Raw genomic sequence first — 21836 nt, 5'->3', positions numbered from 1 at the left:
TTTACCAAAAATAAACCACAAGAATTGTGACTTATAATAGTTCCAAAATTGGTACTTTTCAATGTTTTTATGAATGTGTAAATATGCTATGATCGCTATCGTGTAAAAAATTAAAATAATATGCCGTAGAATATGAGATTCAATGATTCATTAACAAGCGTTATTAATGACGTACAAACGCAAGATCGCGCACGATTAATGATGCGTTTCACCGAGCTTGCCAAAGCGCATACTACGGATAATGATAAATGGCAAAAGCTTATAATGGATGCAGATCAATCCAAAGAAAAAGTTGCATTACGTCGTACCAACATGCCAAAAATCAACTATCCTGATTTACCGGTCAGCCAGCGTGTTGATGAGATTAAAAAAGCCATTAGTGATAACCAAGTGTTGATTATTGCCGGTGAAACAGGGTCAGGTAAATCAACGCAATTACCCAAAATTTGCCTTGATTTGGGTTTAGGTGCTAAAGGTCTTGTTGGTCACACGCAACCAAGGCGTCTGGCAGCGCGCTCAATTGCTAATCGCTTAAGTGAAGAAACCAATATGCCACTAGGACAAGGCATAGGTTTTAAAATTCGTTTTAGTGACCAAACCAATGATAATACCTTTATCAAAGTGATGACTGATGGCATTTTATTAGCGGAGATTCAAAAAGATAAATATCTCTCACAATATGAAGTCATTATTATTGATGAGGCGCATGAACGCAGTTTAAATATTGATTTTCTATTAGGGCATATTCATCAGATTTTAAAAAAACGTCCCGATTTAAAGCTTATTATTACTTCAGCGACGATTGATCAGGCGCGTTTTGCCGAGCATTTTAATGCGCCAATTATCGAAGTTTCAGGACGCACTTATCCCGTTGAGATTCGTTATCAAGATCCACTAGAATTTGATGATGAATTAACGCAAGCGGATCAAATTTTGCGTGCTGTGAATAGTTTATATCATGAAAAACCAGGTGATATTTTGGTATTTTTGGCAACCGAGCGTGATATTCATGAAACGGCAGAGGTGTTAAGGAAAGCGCAATTAAGGTACACCGAGATTTTGCCATTATTTGCGCGATTATCCAATGCCGATCAAGATAAGATATTTAATCCGCGTGGTGTTGGCAGACGCATTATTTTATCAACCAATGTCGCCGAGACTTCATTAACGGTGCCTGGTATTCGCTATGTGATTGATAGCGGCGATGTGCGTATTAGTCGTTATAGTTATCGCACTAAAGTGCAGCATTTGCCGATTGAGCCAGTTTCACAGGCCAGTGCTAATCAGCGAGCGGGGCGCTGCGGACGCGTGGCTGATGGGATTTGTATTCGCCTTTATTCGGAAGAAGACTTTCTATCACGTACAGAATTTACCGACCCTGAGATTTTACGCACGAACTTAGCGTCAGTCATTTTACAAATGGAAACCTTAAAGCTTGGCAATATCGAGAAGTTTCCGTTTTTAGAGAAACCTGATTCGCGCATGGTTAAAGATGGCTATCGTCTATTGCATGAGATAGGTGCATTGACTGAGCACAGCAAAAAACATCATCTGCAAATCACGCCAATTGGGCGACAAATTGCCAAGTTTCCATTAGATCCGCGTTTGGCGCGAATGCTCGTCAGTGGTGCTAAACTGGGTGTTTTGCGTGAGATATTGATTATTGTCAGTTTTTTAAGCATTCAAGATCCGCGCGAGCGACCAATGCAATTTCAACAAAAATCAGATGAAATGCATAAACAAGATCATCATCAGGATTCCGATTTCTTGGGAGTGGTTAATCTATGGCAACGCTTTCATAATGAAACTAAAAGTTTATCTCATCGCTTAACACGTGAGTATTGCAAAAAGAACTTCTTATCTCCTTTGCGGATGCGTGAATGGCGTGAGGTTTATTTTCAACTGTTGAATCTGGCGAAGACTTTTAAGTGGACAATCTCAGAAAGCGAATCAAGCTATGCACATGTTCATCAAGCGTTATTATCTGGATTGCTAGGTTATATTGGCTTTAATTATGAGCTTAAGGAATACTTAGGTGCTCGCGGCATGAAGTTTTATATATTTCCTGGATCATCGCAATTCAAACGCACGCCGAAATGGTTGTGTGCCGCTGAAATTACCGAAACGACGAAACTCTATGCGCGAATGATCGCTAAAATTGATCCTGCTTGGTTAGAGTCTATTGCTGAGCATTTAACCAAAAAGCATTATAGCGAGCCGCATTGGAGCCAAAAACGCAAAGCGGTGATGGCAAGCTTGCGTATTACGCTATATGGTTTGGATATTGTGGTTAATCGCAAGGTGCAATATGGTGACGTTGATCCACAAGTCTCACGTGAATTATTTATTCGTCATGCTTTGGTGTACGGTGAGTTTGCGACAAATGCGCAATTTTTTCAAAAGAACTTGAGCCTTCTAGAAGAAGTTGAAGACTTGGAACATAAGGCACGTAAACGCGACATTGTCGTTGATGAAGAGACGTTATTTAGTTATTACGATAAATTGATTCCAGCGGATATTAACAATGGTGTAGTATTTGAAAAATGGTATCAATCCTTATCAAAGCTTGGGCGTGAGCAGTTGATCTTTGATAAAAAAAGCTTAATGCAGCATGACGCCGAAGCAGTGACAGACAACGCCTATCCTGATTTCTTTGACTTTGGTGGGTTTCAGTTACCTTTGAGTTATCATTTTGATCCAACGGCAAAAGATGATGGGGTAACGATGACCGTGCCATTAGTGCTGTTAGATCAAATCGATGCTAATCAATGTGACTGGCTTGTGCCAGGGTTGCTCGAGGAAAAAATTATTGCTTTGATGCGCGCACTACCTAAGAATATTCGTAAAGCCTGTGTGCCAGTACCGCATTATGCACAAGCCGTCATTGAAGCGATTGATATTGATTTGAGCGCAAATTTCTATGATATTCTGGTGCGTCAATTGGTACGTATTACCGGTATTTCATTTGACTCAAGTGTTTGGCAGGATGCGGCAATTGAGGCGCATTTACATATGAACTACCGTGTGGTTGACCCACAAAATAAAATATTGGCTGAAGGGCGTGATTTAAGTAACATTCGTGAAACGTTGCGTGGTGTAGAGCGCCCACAGGTGGCAGTTGCTAGAAAGCACAATACTACACTTTATCAAACGTGGGAGTTTGGTGATATCGCATTAACGCGTGATGTGACTGAACACGGCATTAAGTTGAGCGTTTATCCTTGTATTGAGACACGTGATGATGGTGTGGTACTAACGCAAAAATCAACCCTGCTGGAAGCCGAAATCGCAACAAGGCTTGCAACCCGTAAGCTATTGATGCTTGCTTGTTCACATATCAATCGCACGTTGGTTGAACGCATCGCGCATAAAAAGAACTTACATTTATTATTTAGTTTGATCAAAGAGACGAAATGGCAAGATGAGCTAATTGCCAAAGCTTATGATATTGCCTTTGCAATTGAAGAGAAACCTGTCGTGCGTTCGCGCGGGCAGTTTAATGCGATGTATGATTTAGGAAGAGGTCAGTTAGTATCGACGATTGAAAATCTATGTAGTGATATGGAGATCTTGATGTTGAGTTATCAAAGCTTACATAAATTACTTAATCGCAAGAAGCTGCCTTTTGATTTATTAGCACTTTACCAAGAGGTACGTACTATTGTTGATGGTCTGGTCTATAAAGGCTTTATTATTAAAACGCCTTATCATTGGTTAAAACGAATCCCATTATATCTACAAGCGCTAAGCAATCGATTGGATAAGGCGCCAAGAGCGACAAAGCAAGACCGCCAATATCAAATTGAGCAAGAGGAATTAACACATTTGCTTAAACAAAAAATGCAGCAAAAAGGTGTGATTAATGCCGTTGAAATTGATGAAATCCGTTGGTTGATGTATGAGCTATGGATCTCATGGTATAGTCAAGATATTAAAACCATTGAAACGGTGTCAACAACGCGATTGAAAAAAAGGATTCAAGCGTTATGACGATAGCAATTTAATAAAGCTATTAATGTGATATTGATCTAACCAAGAATTATCGCTTGATAAATTGCAGATGCTTAAAACCTTAGAAAAAGTTGTTGTTAAATGATACCATAGCGGTGCTATTTACAAGTGAAGATGAAGATAGATTAACGATGATAGAGAAATTTGACCCGAAAGCTGAGCAGCCAGTGACTTTCACTCAAGCGGCTTTAGCGCATTTTAGGAACCATTTGGCAAAAACCCAATCGCTTGCCATCAAGATTGGTATTACTACAACAGGCTGTTCAGGCTTAGCATATGTTGTTGAGCCGGTTAAGGAAATCCCTGAAGGCTTTATTAAGATCGATGAAGAAGGTGTTTTGTTTTTTGTAGATCCTAAGGCGTTGCAATATGTCAATGGTCTTGAAATAGATCACGTCAAAAGAGAATTAGGTTTATCACAACTGGTTTATAATAATCCCAATGAGTCAGCGCGTTGTGGTTGTGGTGAGAGTTTCACCGTGCAACAAGAAGGGTTAAAAGAGTAATGAAAATGTCTGATGTTGCTATTTTACGTCGTGAAGTTGAAGTGACGACAGTTCCCTATGGTGAGAAAATGACTTTGCTACCAGGGCAAGAAGTGCTTGTAACGCAAGCAATGGGTGCAAGCTTCACGTTAAATGTGATGGGTAATCTGGTTTATCTTGATGGCAAAGATGCCGATGCGATTAATCGTGAAGTAGTGCTTTTACCAAGTGATAAGGCCAATATTCAAGCGGGTGATGAAGTGAATCTTGATCTTCTATGGGATCAGCTACGCACTGTTTATGATCCTGAGATCCCTGTAAACATTGTTGATTTAGGTCTGATCTATGATATTTCAACCACGCGTTTGGACAGTGGCAATTATCACATTGGTGTGCAAATGACATTAACTGCTCCAGGATGCGGTATGGGGCCTGTGTTGGTGCAGGATGTTGAAGATAAGCTTAAACAATTTGCCAATGTTGAAAAGGCTGATGTGGTATTGGTGTTTGATCCGCCATGGAATTCTGAAATGATGACGGAAGAAGCAAAGCTTGAGCTTGGACTTTTTTAGGTTTAGTAAAGGACGTAAGCCATGATAAAGGTAGTATATCCTGGGACATTTGATCCTATTAGTTTAGGGCATATAGATTTAATTAAACGCGCGAGATCTTTATTTGATGAAGTGATTGTTGCTATTTCCACCGGTAATGGCAAATCAACACTTTTTACTGAACAAGAGCGCTTTAAAATTACCTCTGAAGTTTTGTCTGACATGCCTAATGTGCGCGTTGTGCGCTTGCAAGGATTGATTGCTGACTTTATTGATGAAGTGGGTGCTAATGCCGTCATTCGCGGATTGCGCGCGGTCTCTGATTTTGATTATGAGTTTCAAATGGCAAATATTAATCGCCATTTAAATAAAAAATTTGAAACGATCTTTTTAACACCTGATGAAAAATATACGTGTTTATCATCAACGATGCTTCGTCAAGTTTCCAAAATTGATCCTCATCGTGTGGCTGACTATGTACACCCAGTGGTGTTAGACGCATTGTCGGAAAAAAGAAGTCGCCATAACTAAATTGGGAGCTTGGTTTAAGAAACCTTTTGACATATTTCAAGAAAGGCTTTAGCTGCGCGCGATAACTCGACCTTTTTGTGGTAGATACAAGCACTATTAATATAGATAGGTGTATCGATAAGTGGTAATTTTTTAAGTTTATCTGACATCATGTCCTCAGTAATAATTGACCAGCCAAAGCCTGATTCAACCAGTCTTTTAATGATTTCCAACATATTAATGTTACTAAGCTCTGGTGAGTGGATTTTATGTTTATCCAATAGGATATGCAAAACCGTATGATGTCTATTCTCAGGTGCTGGAGAGAGCACAGGAATTTCATTTAAGCGCTCTACAATATCGCCATTTTGTTGCCAAAATGGATGATTTTTGGCAATAACAGCAATAACACGGCTTTGTTGCAGGAGATGGCAATCAATATTTTCAGGCATATTTTCTTTCATGGTGATTAAACCAATTTCGGCTTTAAGCGCGCTGACCTTTTCAATGATTGGTAATGAGTAGGTGGAGTCGAGTTTTATATTTACTTTGGGGTATTTAGATGTAAATATTTTAAGTATTTTGGGCAAAAAATGGAGCCCCATATGATAATTGCAGCTAATGGTTAAATCACCGATAACATCGTCTTGGAAAAGTTGCATTTTATGCTCAAGGCTACTCCAGACTTGGATTAAATGATGAGCGTCAGGGATAAGGGCTTTGCCTGCGGTAGTGAGCTGAACCAAAGATCCAGTGCGATGAAATAGTTGATTATTCAACTGTGATTCCAATTGTGAGATGCGCTTAGTAATCGTTGGTTGTGTTAAAAATAACTTATCAGCCGCTGCAGTAAATGATTGGGTTTCAGCAACGGCTAAAAAGGCGCGGATATTCTTCATTGATTCCATATTTGAATGATTTCCATTTATTTAATTCATTTTATCTATAGTGTAGCGCTTGTTAGAATAACGACATAATAAATTTTTGCTAAAGGTTGGTTTGATGATTGTATTAATGATTTATTTAGTGGCAGGCATTGTCACGGGTATTTTATCTGCATGGGTAGGCGCAGGTGGTGGCGCTATCATCATTCCACTGATGTTAGTCGTCTGTAAATATCAAGGAATGTCAAATGTGATCGCTATTCATTTAGCAGTTTCGACATCATTGGCATTTATTATGATCAATGCACTTTATAATGCTTACAAACATTATAAACATGGGCATTTAGTGCTGACAATTCTCAAAAATGCGCTGCCAATGATCTTTATTGGTGCAATTTTAGGTACTATCATTAGTGAGTTTATGCCAGCAAGAGGCATTGAAGTTTTATTTGCAGTAGTGCTATTAGTAAGCCTCATTAAGACATTCCGTTTGAAGAAAGCACAAGTAAGTGAAGATATTGTGATGCCATCTAAAGGTTCATGTATTTTTCTGGGTGGCACAACGGGGTTACTATCTAGTATTGTTGGTATTGGTGGTTCAAGCATTGTTAATCCGTATATGAAACATTATCACTATCCAATGAAGAATTGTGCAGCAATGGCGGCAGCAACTGCTTTTCCAACGGGTTTAATCGCTACGATTACCATGCTAGTATCCAGCTACCATGTTATGGGCATCCCTGCGTATAGCCTAGGGTATTTATACGTACCTGCCTTTTGTGGATTATTGGTTGGTTCAGTTATCGGCACGCCTATTGGTATTCGCATCGTTAAAAAATGTCCTGAAGTCATATCCTTATGGTTATTCAGGCTTATTTTAATCTATGTGATTATTGATATGTTGTGATATTCAAGGATCAAGTGTCTTAAAGCCTTCACAAACTACTTTACAGTGAGGCACTGCAAAATGATTCACGAGTTAATGACACCAATATTGAATCTTTATTTGAAAATATGTAAATACTTTCTACACTTAAGCTCAACAGGACACAGCGTAAATGGATGTCTTCTTATCAGCTAAAGTAGAGGTACAGGCTATGAAAAAAATAAATTTGACACTCTATATATCATTGTTTGGTTTTCTTTGTATGCCAGTATTTTCTCAAGGGGATCAAGTCAATCAAGTCAATCAAGTCAATCAAGTCAATCAAGTCAATCAAGTCAATCAAGTCAATCAAATCGGACAAAGTCGAGAAACACAAAAACATATTGATAAGTTATCACGTAGCATTGGTTTGGTAAAACAAGCTTATGTTGATGAATTAACTGATGAGGAGATTCTTGAAGGGGCGATTGATGGCATGTTGCAGTCGTTGGATCCGCACTCACGATTTTTGGATGATGATGATTTTGAAGATTTGCAAATGTCAGTGCATGGCGAGTTTGCTGGTCTTGGCATGCATGTGAGCGCTGAAAATGAACGCATCAAGGTCATCTCACCGATTGATGACACACCAGCACAGCGCGCAGGCGTCAAAGCGGGTGATTATATTATTAAAATCAATGATACCAGCGTTGCCGGTTTAACCTTGGATGAAGCCGTGAAAAAAATGCGTGGACAACCAGGAACTGAAGTCTCCATCACCTTGTTGCGACCTAAAGCCCCCAAGCCAATTAAATTGTCATTAATACGTGAAAATATCAAGCTAGACTCAGTTAAGTCTGAGATTGTGGCAGAAGACTATGGTTATTTAAGAATTAGTCAGTTTCAAGGTAACACTGCCGAGGAGTTGAAAAAAAATATTGATAAACTGGTTAAGGAAAATGCGCATTTAAAAGGTTATGTGTTGGATTTACGTAATAACCCTGGTGGCCTCTTGGATGCCGCAGTAGCTGTTAGTGATACTTTTTTACAAGTGACACCTGCAAATCCCAAAAAAATTGTTTTTACCAAATCTCGCAATCCATTGGAGTCGATTACAAGTTATGCTGTGAGTAATGATTATATCCATGGCTTACCGATGGTGGTATTGGTGAATATGGGCTCTGCCTCAGCATCTGAAATTGTCGCCGGAGCGCTGCAGGATCACCAAAGAGCAGTCATTGTCGGGGTTAAAACATTTGGAAAAGGCTCTGTGCAAACGGTTATCCCTATTTCAGAAACCAATGCCGTTAAGTTAACAACGGCACGATACTACACACCTAATGGGATTGCGATTCAATCAAGAGGGGTGATTCCTGATGTGATTATTGAGGAAGAAGAAATTGATTTATTGGCAGATAATAGCAAAGATGATAAAGGTGATAGCAATGCGCTAGAGTTAGTTTTTGATGAAAGTAGTTTCGAGCATGCCATTGTTTCAAATAATGATATTCAAAAGGATAAAGCAACAAAAGAAGCACTGGCAAACTATAAGAAGGACTATAAAAACGCACAAAGTTTACTGCATAAAGATAAGCAGCTAGCGCAAGCTATTAGTATATTGAAAGTTTTAAATGCAATGAATAAAATGCCGTCAAATAGTGCATTAGCGAATGCATAAAAGAAAGAATCTACAGAATAATGTCTATCAGCCATTCTAAAGTCTAACAACTATCGTTAAACTATCTTCAGGGTAAATTATCTGCGCTTGTGAGAGCACAGATACAATGACTATTGAAAATGATTAAAGATAATAAAAAGAACAATCTGGATGAGAGTCATCATGATATCGTGATCATTGGTGGTGGTGCTGTCGGCATGTTGATGGCATTGAGCTTAGCAAAGTTAGGTAAGCAAATCACACTCATTGAAAAGCTAGCCAGTGCTGAGCTAAGTAAAAGTGATAACAGATCGGTGGCCTTGTCGTATAGCTCAGTTTGTGTTTTAGAAACCTTAGGTATTTGGCAGAATATAAAAGCCGATGTTGAATATATCAAGCAGGTTCATGTATCCGATAAGGGGCAATATGCGCAGACTAACCTTTATGCTAAAGATGAAGGCTTAGCGTTTTTGGGCATTGTTGTTAAGATGAGGCATTTATTGTCAGCTTTGTATCAAGCGCTTATGCGTCAAAGCCATATAACACTTTACCAAGACTGTCAGGTACTTGATTTATTAGAGCAAGATGATCGTTTTAGTTTAGTGATTGAAAAAGGTGTCAACACCTCAAAGATAACGGCAGATTTAATTATTGCCGCGGATGGTGCACAGTCCAAACTGCGTGAAAAAGCCGGCATTTTGGCGCGCAAACATGACTATCAGCAAAGTGCATTAGTATTTGATCTTGATCTGCAAAGAGCTCATAACAATATCGCTTATGAACGTTTTATTAATAATGGTGTCTTGGCACTCTTACCTGTCAATGATCGACAAATGGCGTGTGTATGGAGCGTTGATCATGATAGAGTTGATTACTGGATGGCACAGTCAAAGCAAACTGTTTTAAAAGAAATTCAACGCCTTGTTGGTTATCGCTTAGGGCGTTTTGTCGATGTGAGCGAGCTTAAAAGTTTTCCTTTGTCTCTTATTCGCGCACAAACGCTTTATCGCAAAAATGTATTGTTATTTGGTAATGCCTCACATTTCTTGCATCCGATTTCAGGGCAGGGGTTAAATCTTAGCGTTCGTGATATTGGTATAATGTATGATTTGCTTGCCAGTGATGACGCAACACTCACAGCTCAAAATATTGCTGATACATTAGCTAAATATCAAGAGGTCAGAGTGTTTGATCATAAACGCACAGCGTTGTTGACACATTCTATGATTAATGTGTTTAGGCAAGATGCACTACCGGTTAAATTTGCCAGAGGGTTTGCGCTTCATTGCTTAGAGCGAGATCAGCATTTGAAGAAAGCCTTTAGTAAGTTAATGATGGGCAAATATAATCATGGTTCAACCTTAATGCACTCAAAGCATGGAAAGAGTATCTTATGAAATATGATGTAATGGTTGTCGGTGGTGGCATGGCTGGTTTGTCTTTAAGTTTAGGCTTGGTGCAAAACGGCTTTAAAGTCGCTGTGGTTGAAGTAGGACACATTGTAAAGTCATTTGATGAGGCAGCAGTACCAAAGCGCGTCAGTGCAATTAATGCGGCATCCCAAGATTTATTAAATGAGCTTGGTGTCTGGCATAGCATCGCTAATAGGCGTATCAATAACTATGTTGCTATGGATGTTTGGGATCAAAACTCAAGTGCGCAGTTAAATCTCAAAGCCGAAGAGTGTTCGCTACAGAGTCTAGGTGCAATTGTTGAGAATGATTTAATCGTTGCGCAATTATATCAAGCGCTCATGAAGTCAGATGTTGCTATTTTTGAGCATTCAAAAATTACAACGCTGACTTCTCATGTGTCGCATACTGCAATAACACTTGATAATGGCAAAGCGCTTGAGGCTGCACTGATCGTTGGCGCTGATGGCGCGAATTCGTTTATTCGTCAGCAATATGACTTTGATTGTACCGTTAAACCCTATCAGCAACATGCCATTGTTGCCAATGTTAAGACGACAAAGCCGCATCAAAATATCGCTTATCAGCGCTTTTTGAAAAAAGGTGTGTTAGCACTTTTGCCGCTTTGTGACCCTTATTTATGTTCTATTGTTTTTTCAGTCGCCAGTGATGAGCTTACAAAGTTTAACGAAATGGATGATAAGACCTTTAATGAATATCTTAGCATTACTGCTGAAGGCAAATTAGGTGAGCTGCAATTGCAAAGTCAGCGTATGAGCTTTGAATTGATCGAACGCCATGTCGATAGTTACTATAAGCACGGCGTGGTGCTGATTGCTGATGCCGCACATACGATTCATCCGTTAGCGGGACAGGGCATTAACTTAGGCTTTGCTGATGTCCGCGCGTTGGTTGAGATATTAACTGAAGCAAGCCATCTGCGACGCAATATTGCGGATATCAGTACGTTGGCAAAATATGCGCGTAAGCGTCAATTTGATAATCAGTTGATGATTCATGCAATGCAAGGATTAAAACAGCTTTTTTGTAATGACCACCCGTTGATTAAACCGTTAAGAGCTTTGGGTATGAATGCGGTAAATAACAGTAAGATATTAAAACGGTTTTTTATTGAGAATGCAACAGGGCTTTAATGAAGTGTGATTTTCTCAAGCTCACCCACTTCGACTGCTGTTTAGTGCATCGCTTCGACTTATGCTCAGGATACGGTGAGTACTTGTGGGTGAATATTTAGTCTTAGTCAAGAATCTTTATTGCAAGTCAATACACCAAGTTTTAGAAGCTTGTTGAGCTAACCAACTTTGATAAGCATTTAAATTGGTTATATTCCAGTCAATATACTCCGAAACTTTATTAGCCAATTGAAAGGTAGAGTTTTTATAATGGTCTTTTTTTATATTAAACTCGCTACGACCTAACTCATCTTTATTAAGTAAAACCATATTCCCAAGTCTATCTTGTATGTCACCAACATTATCACCAAAATGTTCATTCCAGTATTGATCAGGGTTATAAGGGCATATATGCTCTAAAACCGTATTAGCATAGTTTATATTGTTACTTAGATATGCCTCTATTTCAGAAAGTAAGAATTTTATTTTTTTGGAGGATCGTCTGCTTGGCATTTTTTTATACTCAAAGCCACGAATAAACTCCTCATCTGATGGATATAACTTTTTAAACTCTAAGCTATTTTTAACATGACTAGCTCTTTTGTATTCTTTTGAAGATATTTTTATGGCAATTTGATTATATTGCTTCTCTTGTTCATTTGGTGATAAATTGCATGTAACATTATAGCGAATAGATAGAATGTAAATATATTTTGCTAACTTAATAAATTCACTATGATCAAAATTATGATAACCAGCCATAAGAATAGTAAAAGGCTGCTTAATCCCAAATAGTGAGAAACCCTCTAGATACTTTCTTAATTCTTTAATATCTTGTGATGAAATTTCATTATTCCACCATTCTTCATATGGTTTAAGTAATGAGGAATATATCGGAGCATATTTAGTTAATGAGGCTAAATATTTATAGGCATTCTCAGGTGTGTTGGCTATTTTTCTAACTGCAGAAAATAAATTATTTTTTGTAACAAGTTTATTCTGCATGTTATGATGATATCGCACAAAATCACTAAAATAACTCTCGCCAAGTTCATGAACTATGCCTGACCATTGTTCATCAAGTTCATTAAGCTCGGTATTATCAACATCATCATTACGTGTAATAACTGAAAAAATGTAGTTTTTAAGCAGGTCAGGAGTTGATAATTGAACGCCTCTGGCATTCAGAGTCTCAAAGACTTTATAAGCATTTAGCTCATCTTTAACAGCAATTTTTGTAAAAATCATTCCTGATGTTAATTCTTCAATGAACTGGGCTATCTCTTCTCCTGAGTTGCCAGTTTTTTTATCAAGGAAAAAATTAAACGCATTGAGCAAAAGCTTATTTGTATGTGTTTGCCCTCTACGGTTTTGTGCACTTAAATCATTACTTATCGAGCGATAAAACTGCCCATTATTTCGATTTAAGTAAAGCTTATTACTAATTCTTAAAGAAACAGGATTCTTATAACCTATAAATTGATTTCTTAATACCTCTAAGCGCTCATTATTTGCATCAACATCTATGCCACTTTCCGTTAGGTTTTTAATTTGACGCATTGCTGCTAAAACGAGTAATGAAATAGTGACGAGTCGTTGCTGACCATCAATAATTTCATATTCGTGATCACCTTTTTTTTGTAAAACAATATACCCCATATAATGGTATTTTTCTTGCTGCAAAGATTCTATATCAGACCATAAATCTTCCCATTGTTGCGGCCCCCAGGCATAATCCCTTTGAAATCTTGGCACAATATAGCTTGTTCCATTACCAATTAACTCTTGAAAGCTTTGGTTTGTTGGTTCCATAATCATAAAATTACTCATACATATTACCTCAGCAAATACACATTTTTTACACAATGATAAGTTGCGCTTTCATTATGTAATAATTCAAAAATAAGTTGAGCTTCAATTACTCCCCTCACCCGTGTGGCTTAAGCTGCACGAGCGATCCCGCAAAGGCAGAGGTACTAGCTGACGCAACTTATTCTTGATTCATTACTATGCCATATACATACCGCCATTGACGTGTATTGTTTGGCCTGTAATATAACGCGCACCTTCCGATGCTAAGAAAGTAACCGCATGCGCGATATCTTGAGGTTGTCCCAAGGTCTGTGCGGGGACTTGTGTGATAATGGCTTGTTTTTGCTCATCAGTAAGTTTATCGGTCATATCTGTTTGGATAAAGCCAGGTGCGACCACATTAACGGTGATATTGCGTGAAGCAATTTCTTGCGCCAATGACTTGGAAAAACCAATAACACCGGCTTTACTTGCGCAGTAGTTTGCTTGCCCTGGATTGCCTGATGTGCCAACCACTGAGCCAATTGTAATGATGCGACCCCAGCGCTTTTTCATCATATGACGAATTGCTGCCTTGGAAATATTAAAAACAGAGTCTAAGTTGGTGTGAATAACACTTAGCCAGTCCTCTTCGCTTAAACGCATCATGAGATTATCTTTAGTGATGCCGGCATTATTAACGATAATATCTGGATAGCCTGTGTTATCTTTCATCCAAGCGAAAGCTGCCTCAATACTCTGTGCTTCAGTCACATTCAGTTTAATGCCGTGACCTTTGCCATAGGTTTGTAATGTTTGAGTGATTTTCTCAGCCCCTGCATCAGAGGTTGCTGTGCCAATCACAGTCGCGCCTTTTTCAGCGAAATCTTTAGCGATAGCAGCACCAATTCCACGGCTTGCGCCGGTTACAAAAACTACTTTGTTTTCAAAATTGTCAAAACTCATTTTTTATCCTTTTATTTTGTATTGATATATTCAAATATTTTTTTAACATTACTTACCGCTCTCTGAGCAAGTGCCTTTATATAGAGGCCTAGACTGAGCTTAAGCCGACGTCAGTATATCGCCCCCTGAGCGTAAGTTGAGGGGGCTGAGCAAGTGTCTTTAACAGGACGCTTAGCCGACGTTAATATATCGCTCCCTGAGCGTAAGTCGAAGGGGGTTTTGGCCAAGTATCTTTAATATATTCATAGCCGTCATTTATTATTATGCTTTAACTTGCTCAAGTAGTTTATCCATTGCTTCAATCGTTGCGCTATCTTGATAATTAAGTTCTTTAACAATGCGCTTGTTTAATCCTGTTAATACCTTATTAGCGCCGCATTCAATAACATTATTGATGTCAAGCTCAGCCATTTTTTCAATGGTTTGCGTCCATTTAACAGGCGAGTACAGCTGTTTAACCAATGCTGTTTTAATGTCATTGATATCATGATGAGATTGAACGTCATAGTTATGAATAACGGCAATGGTTGGTATTTTGATTGCAATGTTATCTAAAGCCTTTGCAAATTTTTCAGCTGCCTCTTTCATTAATGAGCAGTGTGAAGGCACGCTAACAGGAAGCAGTTGTGCGCGTCTTGCCCCCATCTCTTTAGCTATTTCATTGGCTTTTTCAACAGCTTTTAACTCACCGGAGATCACAACTTGTCCATGTGAGTTAAAGTTAGCAGGTTCAACAATGCCAGCTGATCTTGCTGCATCACAGCACTTAATAACCTCTTCATTGCTTAATGCCAAAATAGCACTCATAGAGCATGCTTTATCAGTAATCGCTGATTGCATCAGTTGCCCACGTACACGCACCAAACGTAGTGCATCAGCGAAATCAATGCTACCTGCAGCGCAAAGTGCGGAGTACTCACCAAGACTGTGTCCTGCAAGTATTTCAGGGGTAATATTACTGTGATTGTTAAGCACACGCCAAATGGCAATGCTTGCAGCTAATAACGCCGGTTGTGTATATTCTGTTTGGTTAAGTTTGACTTCATTCTCTTGAGTGATTTGCCAAAGGTCAAAACCTAAAGCATCATTGGCTTCAGCAAAGGTTTCTTTAACTTCATTAAAACGGTTGTAATAATCACCTAACATCCCAAGCTTTTGTGAACCTTGACCTGGGAAAACGATTGCTGTTTTTGTCATATAAATCTTCCTAATTCGCTAATACTGCATATACCCATTACAAACTTATTTTTCTGTAAGTAACATCAAATAGTTTATGTGAGCATTGGGTTATCAAAGATGACACTATCCTAGTGAATTTTGCGCCAATCTTCAAAAGGTTTGTGATTGATTAGGCTAAATTATCTAAGCGATTGAGCAATTCAGGAGAATCAGAAAGTAAGGTGTGGAAGATTATGCTTTAAGCTTAGTAACAAGTACATCTTGTTTAGCATGATGAAGGACGGCATTTGCAGTCGATCCTAGGAAGAAGCGACCAAAGGCGCCACGCTGATGGCTACCAATGACGATAAGACCATAGCCGTGTGAGTTAGCCGTTTCAGTGATTTCATCTGCGGCACTACCTGCTTGGAGATAACGTTGACCTTTGAATTGATACTCGTTTGACCAATCATTAAGTTTTTGTTGCATATCTTCAGCAAGTTGTGATTGCACTTCTGGTACGATGCCATAAATGCCGGTAACAACGGTTGGATCACCTTGAACACAAATTGTTGAAACCGACGAGTCAAAAGCATGCGCGATTTCTTTAGTGAGAGTTGCAACTTGAGCACTGTCATCCTCAAGATCGGTAGCCAGTAGAACCTTGCCATAATTCATGACTTGATTTGGGTTATTCTCACGAATACGTACGGTTAAAACATCGCACTTGGCTTTATGCAACACACTGTTGGCTGTAGAACCTAGCAGCAGGTTTAAGCCATGACGTGCATGTGAGCCAATGATGATTAAATCACAATCATGTTCTTCAGCATAATGTGTGATTTCATAGTTTGGATTGCCTTGAGCAATATGAAATTCGGCATTAATGCCATCAAATTGCGGCTTGATTTCTTGTAACTTTTGCTTGGCATTCTCTTGCAAACTCTTTTGAAAATCCATTGCCGCAGGCACAAACTCAGCGGCATTATCAATAACGGTCATAACATCAAGCTTGAGTTTTAGCTTATGGGCAATCGCTTTAGCTGATGCAATAACGTGTTCAGTGTCTTCATAAATATTAACGGCAACAAGTGCTTTTTTGTATGTCATGGTGAGCTCCCTTATAAATGTTAACCATGGGTAAATGTTCCATGGACTTAGTTTATACCCATCACAAACCATTTTACAGAATTTTTTGCTTTGTATTTTGCGTGCTTTTGGCAAGTTGAATTTTGATAGTAACCCTAACTATTACCTGCAATCCAACTTGCCAAAATCTTCATAAACTACTTTGCAACCAAACACCGCAAAATGATTTACGATGGGTATGACAATACTTTTTGCTAACCGCTAGCACGTTTATTGTGATTCATTTTTGTTGCTATTCAATTTATTGATGGGGCTATAAGTTTTTATAATTGTTGTTTACAAATAGTACAGGTTAGAATGCCATAATAACAGTGAACAATGAGAATGAATTATGAAAACAGTAATGCTTTTAGTGGTTACAATGGTCTGTATTGCTGGCGTATTAGCGTTGGCTTCTTTGAAAACTGAGACCCTTTTGCAACAAAAGTATATCGAGCGCGTTGTTTTTCAGAGTGATTTTGTGTGAACCGTCAATACTATTGTCAATTGCAAAAGAACATAAAAGAACACATAAAAATATTGAACGCAAAATAATCATCTGTATAATGCCCTATGCGATTTTATCATTGATTAGATCAATCAATAAGTAGCTATGAGAATATTGTTAGGTATTTTTTGGATTCTCGGATCAAGTCCAAGAATGACCATGAATCGTCATATTCGGGTTTGACCTGAATGCCTACGATGACTAAAAAGTATTGTTTAGGTGCTTATTAAAAAAATAAAAAAATAAAAAAATAAAACGACATAGAGTATATAGATGCAAGACACGGCAATTGACAAAGTAGCAGCAAAAACAAATCTAATGAATTTCTGTCAAAAAGACTTACAAGCATATTTTGCAAGTATTGATGAGAAGCCATTTCGTGCCAAGCAGGTGTTTAAATGGATTCACCAAAAGGGAGTGACGTCTTTTGATGATATGAGTGATTTAAGTAAAGCTTTGCGTCAGAAGCTGATGGGTGTGGCTGAAGTAGTAACCCCAAAAGTTGTATTAGATAAACCCTCAAATGATGGCACGCATAAGTGGCTTATTGATGTTGGTGGCAATCTTGTGGAAACCGTTTATATCCCAGAAGGCGCGCGCGGAACATTATGTGTTTCATCACAAGTGGGTTGTACGCTAAACTGCAGTTTCTGCTCAACTGGCAAGCAAGGTTTTAATCGCAATTTGACTGTGGCTGAGATCATTGGTCAAGTATGGACGGCAGTGCGTGCACTATCCAAGCAACAAGGCGAGCATGACAGGCAAGTAACCAATGTGGTGATGATGGGCATGGGGGAGCCATTGATGAACTTTGATGCTGTGGTTAGCGCAATGGATATTATGATGGATGATCTAGCCTATGGGTTATCAAAGCGTCGTGTGACATTAAGCACATCGGGTGTTGTGCCGCGTATTTATGATTTACTTGAGCAATCAGATGTATCATTAGCGGTGTCATTGCATGCCCCTAATGATGAGCTTCGCAATGTGTTGGTGCCAATTAATAAGAAATACAATATTGATGAGTTAATGGCAGCATGTAAGCTTTATGCGCAACGTGGACCACATAAGGAAATCACCTTTGAATATACGCTAATGGAGCATGTTAATGATGAACTTGAACATGCAAAAGAGCTAGTAACACTATTGAAGTCGAAACAGGTTCCGGCTAAGATCAATCTTATACCATTTAACCCATACCCTGGTACACCATATAAAAAGCCCAGTAACAATCGAACGCATCGCTTCCAGCAGTATTTGATGGAAGCAGGCTTCGTGGCAACGATTAGGAAAACCAGAGGTGATGATATTGACGCAGCATGCGGTCAACTTGCAGGTAAAGTGCAGGACAAAACCAAGCGTCAGGCTCGATATCAACGTAGCTTAAGTGAGGCATAATGCTAAAAATAAGGAATACATTGGTCAAGGCAGGACTGTTTATCTCCATTGCAATGATTGCAGGATGTGCAAGTAACTCTAAGCAATTACCAGATATTCCCGAAGCACCCACGGTTGATTATGCAAAAGCAGCCAAAATTAATGCTGAGTTGGCGGTGGTTTACGCGCAGCGTGAGATGCTTGATCGCGCGAAGGAGAAGCTCTTAAAAGCCAAGTCACAAGATGCTAATGTGCCAACAATCTATTATGCCGAAGGCTTATATTATCAAAATCTAGGCATGCCAGAGCTTGCTGCGCGTGCTTATGAAAAAGCATTACGCATGGCACCAGATGATTTCCAAGCCTATAATTTTTATGCGCAATTTTTATGTATGGATAAACATCAATATCAACAAGCTAATCATTTATTTCAGCGCTCGATTGTATTGCCAAAAAATATCAACTTGGCTGAGACTTTTACCCTTTATGGTCGTTGTCTGCTAGAGCAAGGTGACAGCAAACAAGCCAAACGCTATTTTGAGAAAGCAATAGACCAAGGGGCAGGTAGTACCTTGTCTTATTGGGAGCTTGCGCAACTTGAATATCATGAAAAAGACTATAAAGATGCACTTAGTATGGTTAATCGTTATATTGAACTAGCGGGTAAGACACAAGAAAATATCAAGCTTAAGATGGATATATTACAAGCCTTAGGTAATTACAATGAAGCGGCAACTTTGCGCTTGCAGCTGAGTTCTAAATTGTACGAGTAAGGTATCTAGATGATTCTATCGATGACTAAGCGTTTGTTTAGAACCAATCGCAGGCTGTGTGTTTATCATAATGAGATTGATCACAAACGTAAAACTTTACTTTTTTTGCATGGTATTACCGGAAGCGCGATTAACTGGCAGGCGCAATTTAGGAAGTTTTCAGCTGAGTATAATATTGTGGCTTATGACTTATATGGTCATGGACAAAGCGGGCATCCTAAAAAAGTCATTGAATGTTCAATGGTGCAGAGTGTGCTTGATGCGCAAAGCGTGATTGAATATTTCAAGCTTGAAAATATAACGATTATTGCTTACGGCTATAGTGCATTGATTAGTTTGCTATTATGTGAGAAATATCCGAAGTTGATTCAAAAACAATTATTGATTAATCCAATACCTTATGAGCAATTAACTGATGTGCCGTGGTATTTACAATGGCCATTTTCATGGGGCTATCGTTTTTTTCGTTTAAACGAAGCGCAAGTTAAGTCACAAGGCAATAATAGCGCTAGCTTGCCACGGTTATGGGTGATTAGAGCATATTACCAAGCATTGTTAAGCTTGCCTGCTTTGGATATACACCCAAGTAAATTACGCATTAAAACCATGGTGTTGCGCTCAGTAAAATATCTGCCAGCCAAGCGTGAGAGAGTTGATAACTTCTACAAGGTATTTTATCGCGCACGTGTTAAACCGCTTGAAAGTATTTCACCTTTTCCAATGCGCCAATCGAAAACACGCGTTAACCATTTCTTGGGGCAGACGATTGATGAGTTAAATATTCATGCCTTTCGCAATCTGGTTTTTGAAGGAGCAGGTGTTAGAGGAATTGCCTATAGTGGTGCGATTACTGCACTTGAATCATTGGGTGTGCTGAAAAATATTCATCGTTTTGCAGGCACTTCAGCCGGTGCAATTTATGCTATTTTGTTAGCCGTTGGTTTTAATGCTAAAGATGTTGAAGAAATTGTAAGCCAACTGGATTATCGATTATTTATGGATGCTAGTCGCAATTTTATCAGTAATTCAACACGTTTAATTACTGATTTTGGCTGGTATAAGGGGGATTTCTTTATCAATCATATGGCTGAGCTTATTGAGCGTAAACTCGGTGATGGCTTTATTGATTTTGCAACCCTTAAACAATTAACAAGTAATGATTTATATATTATTGGCACTAACCTTACCAAGGAATGTGCTGAAATTTATAGCGCTGAGACAACGCCAACGATGCAAGTGGTCGAAGCGCTTAGAATCTCGACATGTATTCCTATGCTATTTCGCGCAGTTAAGCGCAAAGATGGCAAAGAAGAAAACATTCTGGTTGATGGAGGTCTGATTTGGAACTGCCCGTTAGAGCTATTTGATGATAAAAAGTATATGCACAATACGCTTAATGCCTTATATGGTCGCAGCACAAATGATGAAGTGTTTAATACCGAGACTTTAGGCTTTCGTTTGGATCCTAAAGAAGACCCATTAAAGCAAATGAGCAAAGGTTCACAAGGTTTTCATAAGATAGGGCATATCTTTGAATTTACGCGTGAGTTTATGAAGTTTTATTCATTAGCTTCGTTAAAACGTCATTTAGAGCCAAGCAATTGGAATCGTGTCGTTTTCGTAGATACTTTGGGTATTATGGGCACGGATTTTGAGATCAGCCAAGAAGAAATTTATCAATTAATAGAGCAAGGAAAAACAGGTGTATATCAACACTTCGCTTGGCGAATGAGTGAAAATGGGGTAAAGTTCCCGCAGTAATTGAATTTATTCTACGAAGTACATAAAAATGCGTAATCAAAATAAGCAAAATAATCGAAATCCTAAATCAAATAATAATCATAAAGACAAGCTGCAAAAACTCTTAGCATTAGCGGGTCTTGGTTCAAGGCGTAAGATGGAAGAGAAAATTCTCGCAGGACGCGTGAGTGTGAATGGTAAGGTGGCACAAATCGGCGATCGTGCATCATTTGATGATAAGATCATGGTTGATGGTAAACCATTGCGTAATCAAGCAGTTGTTTTATCGCGTCCTCGAGTCATTATCTATAATAAGCCCGATGGTGAGATCTGCACAAAGAGTGACCCCGAAGGGCGCAAAACAGTATTTGATGCGTTGCCAAGATTGAAAATCGGTCGTTGGATTATGGTGGGGCGCTTAGATATTAACACCACAGGCTTATTATTGTTTACCACTGATGGCGAGCTTGCCAATCGTTTAATGCATCCATCATATGAAGTTGAGCGTGAATATGCCGTGCGTCTTTTTGGTGATATTGAAGACAGTGTCATTGAGCAGCTTAAAATGGGGATTATGCTTGACGATGGTGAGGCTAAGTTCAGTAGTGTACGTTTTGTTGGCGGTGAAGGTATGAATAAATGGTATCACGTGACGTTATCAGAGGGTCGAAACCGTGAAGTAAGACGGATGTTTGAAGCCGTTGGTGTGCAAGTAAGCCGCCTAACGCGTGTACGCTATGGCAATACCACCTTACCAAGGTATTTAAGTGCAGGTAAATCAGAAGAGCTAAGCCCACAGGATGTTAATGCTTTACGTCAAAGTGTTAAGATGAAACGTTTTTATTTCCCTAAGAGCCTATTGGATAAATTAGATCGTAAGCGTTAAT

General features: G+C 38.9%; 18 protein-coding genes. 13 read left to right on the top strand and 5 right to left on the bottom strand.

What is annotated here, in order from left to right:
• The first annotated feature begins 132 nt into the window (after window positions 1-132).
• The 4 genes from hrpA to coaD all read left to right on the top strand — a co-directional run bounded on the left by hrpA (window position 133) and on the right by coaD (window position 5578).
• Entirely contained in the window at window positions 133-3990 is a 3858-nt protein-coding gene (gene hrpA / locus ACTS4L_RS06205) for an ATP-dependent RNA helicase HrpA (RefSeq protein ID WP_440617065.1), read from the top strand.
• Between the two features lie 116 nt (window positions 3991-4106).
• Entirely contained in the window at window positions 4107-4517 is a 411-nt protein-coding gene (locus tag ACTS4L_RS06200; protein ID WP_440617063.1) for a HesB/IscA family protein, read from the top strand.
• Complete coding sequence (gene sufT / locus ACTS4L_RS06195; RefSeq protein WP_440617061.1) at window positions 4517-5068, top strand: putative Fe-S cluster assembly protein SufT; 552 nt, start codon at window positions 4517-4519, stop codon at window positions 5066-5068. Before ACTS4L_RS06200 ends, sufT begins: the two co-directional genes overlap by 1 nt.
• A 21-nt stretch (window positions 5069-5089) precedes the next feature.
• On the top strand, window positions 5090-5578 hold the full coding sequence (gene coaD / locus ACTS4L_RS06190; protein ID WP_440617060.1) for a pantetheine-phosphate adenylyltransferase: 489 nt from the start codon (window positions 5090-5092) through the stop codon (window positions 5576-5578).
• A gap of 14 nt (window positions 5579-5592) precedes the next feature.
• Here the strand turns inward: coaD and ACTS4L_RS06185 are convergent, their stop codons facing one another.
• Entirely contained in the window at window positions 5593-6465 is an 873-nt protein-coding gene (locus ACTS4L_RS06185; RefSeq protein ID WP_440617059.1) for a LysR family transcriptional regulator, read from the bottom strand.
• A gap of 94 nt (window positions 6466-6559) precedes the next feature.
• Here ACTS4L_RS06185 and ACTS4L_RS06180 point away from each other — a divergent pair, with 94 nt between their 5' ends.
• From ACTS4L_RS06180 to ACTS4L_RS06165, 4 genes are all read left to right on the top strand, one after another.
• The gene (locus ACTS4L_RS06180) at window positions 6560-7348 is read left to right on the top strand and encodes a sulfite exporter TauE/SafE family protein (RefSeq protein ID WP_440617058.1); all 789 of its coding nucleotides are present in this window, start codon (window positions 6560-6562) and stop codon (window positions 7346-7348) included.
• 190 nt (window positions 7349-7538) lie between these two features.
• Window positions 7539-8984, top strand: coding sequence for a S41 family peptidase (locus tag ACTS4L_RS06175; protein WP_440651828.1), 1446 nt, complete (start codon window positions 7539-7541; stop codon window positions 8982-8984).
• Between the two features lie 119 nt (window positions 8985-9103).
• Entirely contained in the window at window positions 9104-10360 is a 1257-nt protein-coding gene (locus ACTS4L_RS06170) for an FAD-dependent monooxygenase (RefSeq protein WP_440615324.1), read from the top strand.
• Window positions 10357-11529: a UbiH/UbiF/VisC/COQ6 family ubiquinone biosynthesis hydroxylase gene (locus ACTS4L_RS06165; protein WP_440615323.1), complete on the top strand. Its 1173-nt coding sequence runs from the start codon at window positions 10357-10359 to the stop codon at window positions 11527-11529. The genes ACTS4L_RS06170 and ACTS4L_RS06165 overlap by 4 nt, the downstream gene beginning before the upstream one ends.
• Window positions 11530-11646: 117 nt before the next feature.
• Here the strand turns inward: ACTS4L_RS06165 and ACTS4L_RS06160 are convergent, their stop codons facing one another.
• The 4 genes from ACTS4L_RS06160 to ACTS4L_RS06145 all read right to left on the bottom strand — a co-directional run bounded on the left by ACTS4L_RS06160 (window position 11647) and on the right by ACTS4L_RS06145 (window position 16533).
• Entirely contained in the window at window positions 11647-13338 is a 1692-nt protein-coding gene (locus ACTS4L_RS06160) for a DUF262 domain-containing protein (RefSeq protein ID WP_440615322.1), read from the bottom strand.
• Window positions 13339-13515: 177 nt separating this feature from the next.
• Entirely contained in the window at window positions 13516-14265 is a 750-nt protein-coding gene (gene fabG, locus ACTS4L_RS06155; protein ID WP_440615321.1) for a 3-oxoacyl-ACP reductase FabG, read from the bottom strand.
• Between the two features lie 261 nt (window positions 14266-14526).
• Window positions 14527-15462 carry an ACP S-malonyltransferase gene (fabD, locus tag ACTS4L_RS06150; RefSeq protein WP_440615320.1) on the bottom strand — a complete coding sequence of 312 codons (936 nt, stop codon included), beginning with the start codon at window positions 15460-15462 and terminating at the stop codon, window positions 14527-14529.
• 213 nt (window positions 15463-15675) lie between these two features.
• Window positions 15676-16533 carry a universal stress protein gene (locus ACTS4L_RS06145; protein WP_440615319.1) on the bottom strand — a complete coding sequence of 286 codons (858 nt, stop codon included), beginning with the start codon at window positions 16531-16533 and terminating at the stop codon, window positions 15676-15678.
• A 370-nt stretch (window positions 16534-16903) separates the two neighbouring features.
• Between ACTS4L_RS06145 and ACTS4L_RS06140 the strand changes: the two genes are divergently transcribed.
• From ACTS4L_RS06140 to rluB, 5 genes are all read left to right on the top strand, one after another.
• Window positions 16904-17038: a hypothetical protein gene (locus ACTS4L_RS06140; RefSeq protein ID WP_440615318.1), complete on the top strand. Its 135-nt coding sequence runs from the start codon at window positions 16904-16906 to the stop codon at window positions 17036-17038.
• A gap of 294 nt (window positions 17039-17332) precedes the next feature.
• Complete coding sequence (rlmN, locus tag ACTS4L_RS06135; protein ID WP_440615317.1) at window positions 17333-18457, top strand: 23S rRNA (adenine(2503)-C(2))-methyltransferase RlmN; 1125 nt, start codon at window positions 17333-17335, stop codon at window positions 18455-18457.
• Window positions 18457-19209: a tetratricopeptide repeat protein gene (locus tag ACTS4L_RS06130; RefSeq protein ID WP_440615316.1), complete on the top strand. Its 753-nt coding sequence runs from the start codon at window positions 18457-18459 to the stop codon at window positions 19207-19209. The genes rlmN and ACTS4L_RS06130 overlap by 1 nt, the downstream gene beginning before the upstream one ends.
• Window positions 19210-19218: 9 nt before the next feature.
• Entirely contained in the window at window positions 19219-20970 is a 1752-nt protein-coding gene (locus tag ACTS4L_RS06125; protein ID WP_440615315.1) for an alpha/beta fold hydrolase, read from the top strand.
• A gap of 28 nt (window positions 20971-20998) precedes the next feature.
• Window positions 20999-21835, top strand: a complete 837-nt coding sequence (rluB, locus tag ACTS4L_RS06120) for a 23S rRNA pseudouridine(2605) synthase RluB (protein ID WP_440615314.1) — start codon at window positions 20999-21001, stop codon at window positions 21833-21835.
• The last annotated feature ends 1 nt before the right edge of the window (window position 21836 follow it).

This window comes from Cysteiniphilum sp. 19S12-1, from assembly GCF_052030685.1.
Classification (GTDB): Bacteria; Pseudomonadota; Gammaproteobacteria; order Francisellales; family Francisellaceae; genus Caedibacter.
This window is presented reverse-complemented; position numbering and strand designations above follow the sequence as displayed.

What these genes read in the sequence shown, in the direction of transcription:
- ACTS4L_RS06130 (WP_440615316.1), top strand. Translation starts at nt 18,457, where the DNA reads ATGCTAAAAATAAGGAATACATTGGTCAAGGCAGGACTGTTTATCTCC.
- rluB (WP_440615314.1), top strand. Translation starts at nt 20,999, where the DNA reads ATGCGTAATCAAAATAAGCAAAATAATCGAAATCCTAAATCAAATAAT.
- fabG (WP_440615321.1), bottom strand. Translation starts at nt 14,265, where the DNA reads ATGAGTTTTGACAATTTTGAAAACAAAGTAGTTTTTGTAACCGGCGCA.
- ACTS4L_RS06165 (WP_440615323.1), top strand. Translation starts at nt 10,357, where the DNA reads ATGAAATATGATGTAATGGTTGTCGGTGGTGGCATGGCTGGTTTGTCT.
- hrpA (WP_440617065.1), top strand. Translation starts at nt 133, where the DNA reads ATGAGATTCAATGATTCATTAACAAGCGTTATTAATGACGTACAAACG.
- ACTS4L_RS06140 (WP_440615318.1), top strand. Translation starts at nt 16,904, where the DNA reads ATGAAAACAGTAATGCTTTTAGTGGTTACAATGGTCTGTATTGCTGGC.
- ACTS4L_RS06125 (WP_440615315.1), top strand. Translation starts at nt 19,219, where the DNA reads ATGATTCTATCGATGACTAAGCGTTTGTTTAGAACCAATCGCAGGCTG.
- ACTS4L_RS06170 (WP_440615324.1), top strand. Translation starts at nt 9,104, where the DNA reads ATGATTAAAGATAATAAAAAGAACAATCTGGATGAGAGTCATCATGAT.
- ACTS4L_RS06175 (WP_440651828.1), top strand. Translation starts at nt 7,539, where the DNA reads ATGAAAAAAATAAATTTGACACTCTATATATCATTGTTTGGTTTTCTT.
- ACTS4L_RS06160 (WP_440615322.1), bottom strand. Translation starts at nt 13,338, where the DNA reads ATGAGTAATTTTATGATTATGGAACCAACAAACCAAAGCTTTCAAGAG.
- ACTS4L_RS06180 (WP_440617058.1), top strand. Translation starts at nt 6,560, where the DNA reads ATGATTGTATTAATGATTTATTTAGTGGCAGGCATTGTCACGGGTATT.
- fabD (WP_440615320.1), bottom strand. Translation starts at nt 15,462, where the DNA reads ATGACAAAAACAGCAATCGTTTTCCCAGGTCAAGGTTCACAAAAGCTT.
- ACTS4L_RS06145 (WP_440615319.1), bottom strand. Translation starts at nt 16,533, where the DNA reads ATGACATACAAAAAAGCACTTGTTGCCGTTAATATTTATGAAGACACT.
- sufT (WP_440617061.1), top strand. Translation starts at nt 4,517, where the DNA reads ATGAAAATGTCTGATGTTGCTATTTTACGTCGTGAAGTTGAAGTGACG.
- ACTS4L_RS06185 (WP_440617059.1), bottom strand. Translation starts at nt 6,465, where the DNA reads ATGGAATCAATGAAGAATATCCGCGCCTTTTTAGCCGTTGCTGAAACC.
- coaD (WP_440617060.1), top strand. Translation starts at nt 5,090, where the DNA reads ATGATAAAGGTAGTATATCCTGGGACATTTGATCCTATTAGTTTAGGG.
- rlmN (WP_440615317.1), top strand. Translation starts at nt 17,333, where the DNA reads ATGCAAGACACGGCAATTGACAAAGTAGCAGCAAAAACAAATCTAATG.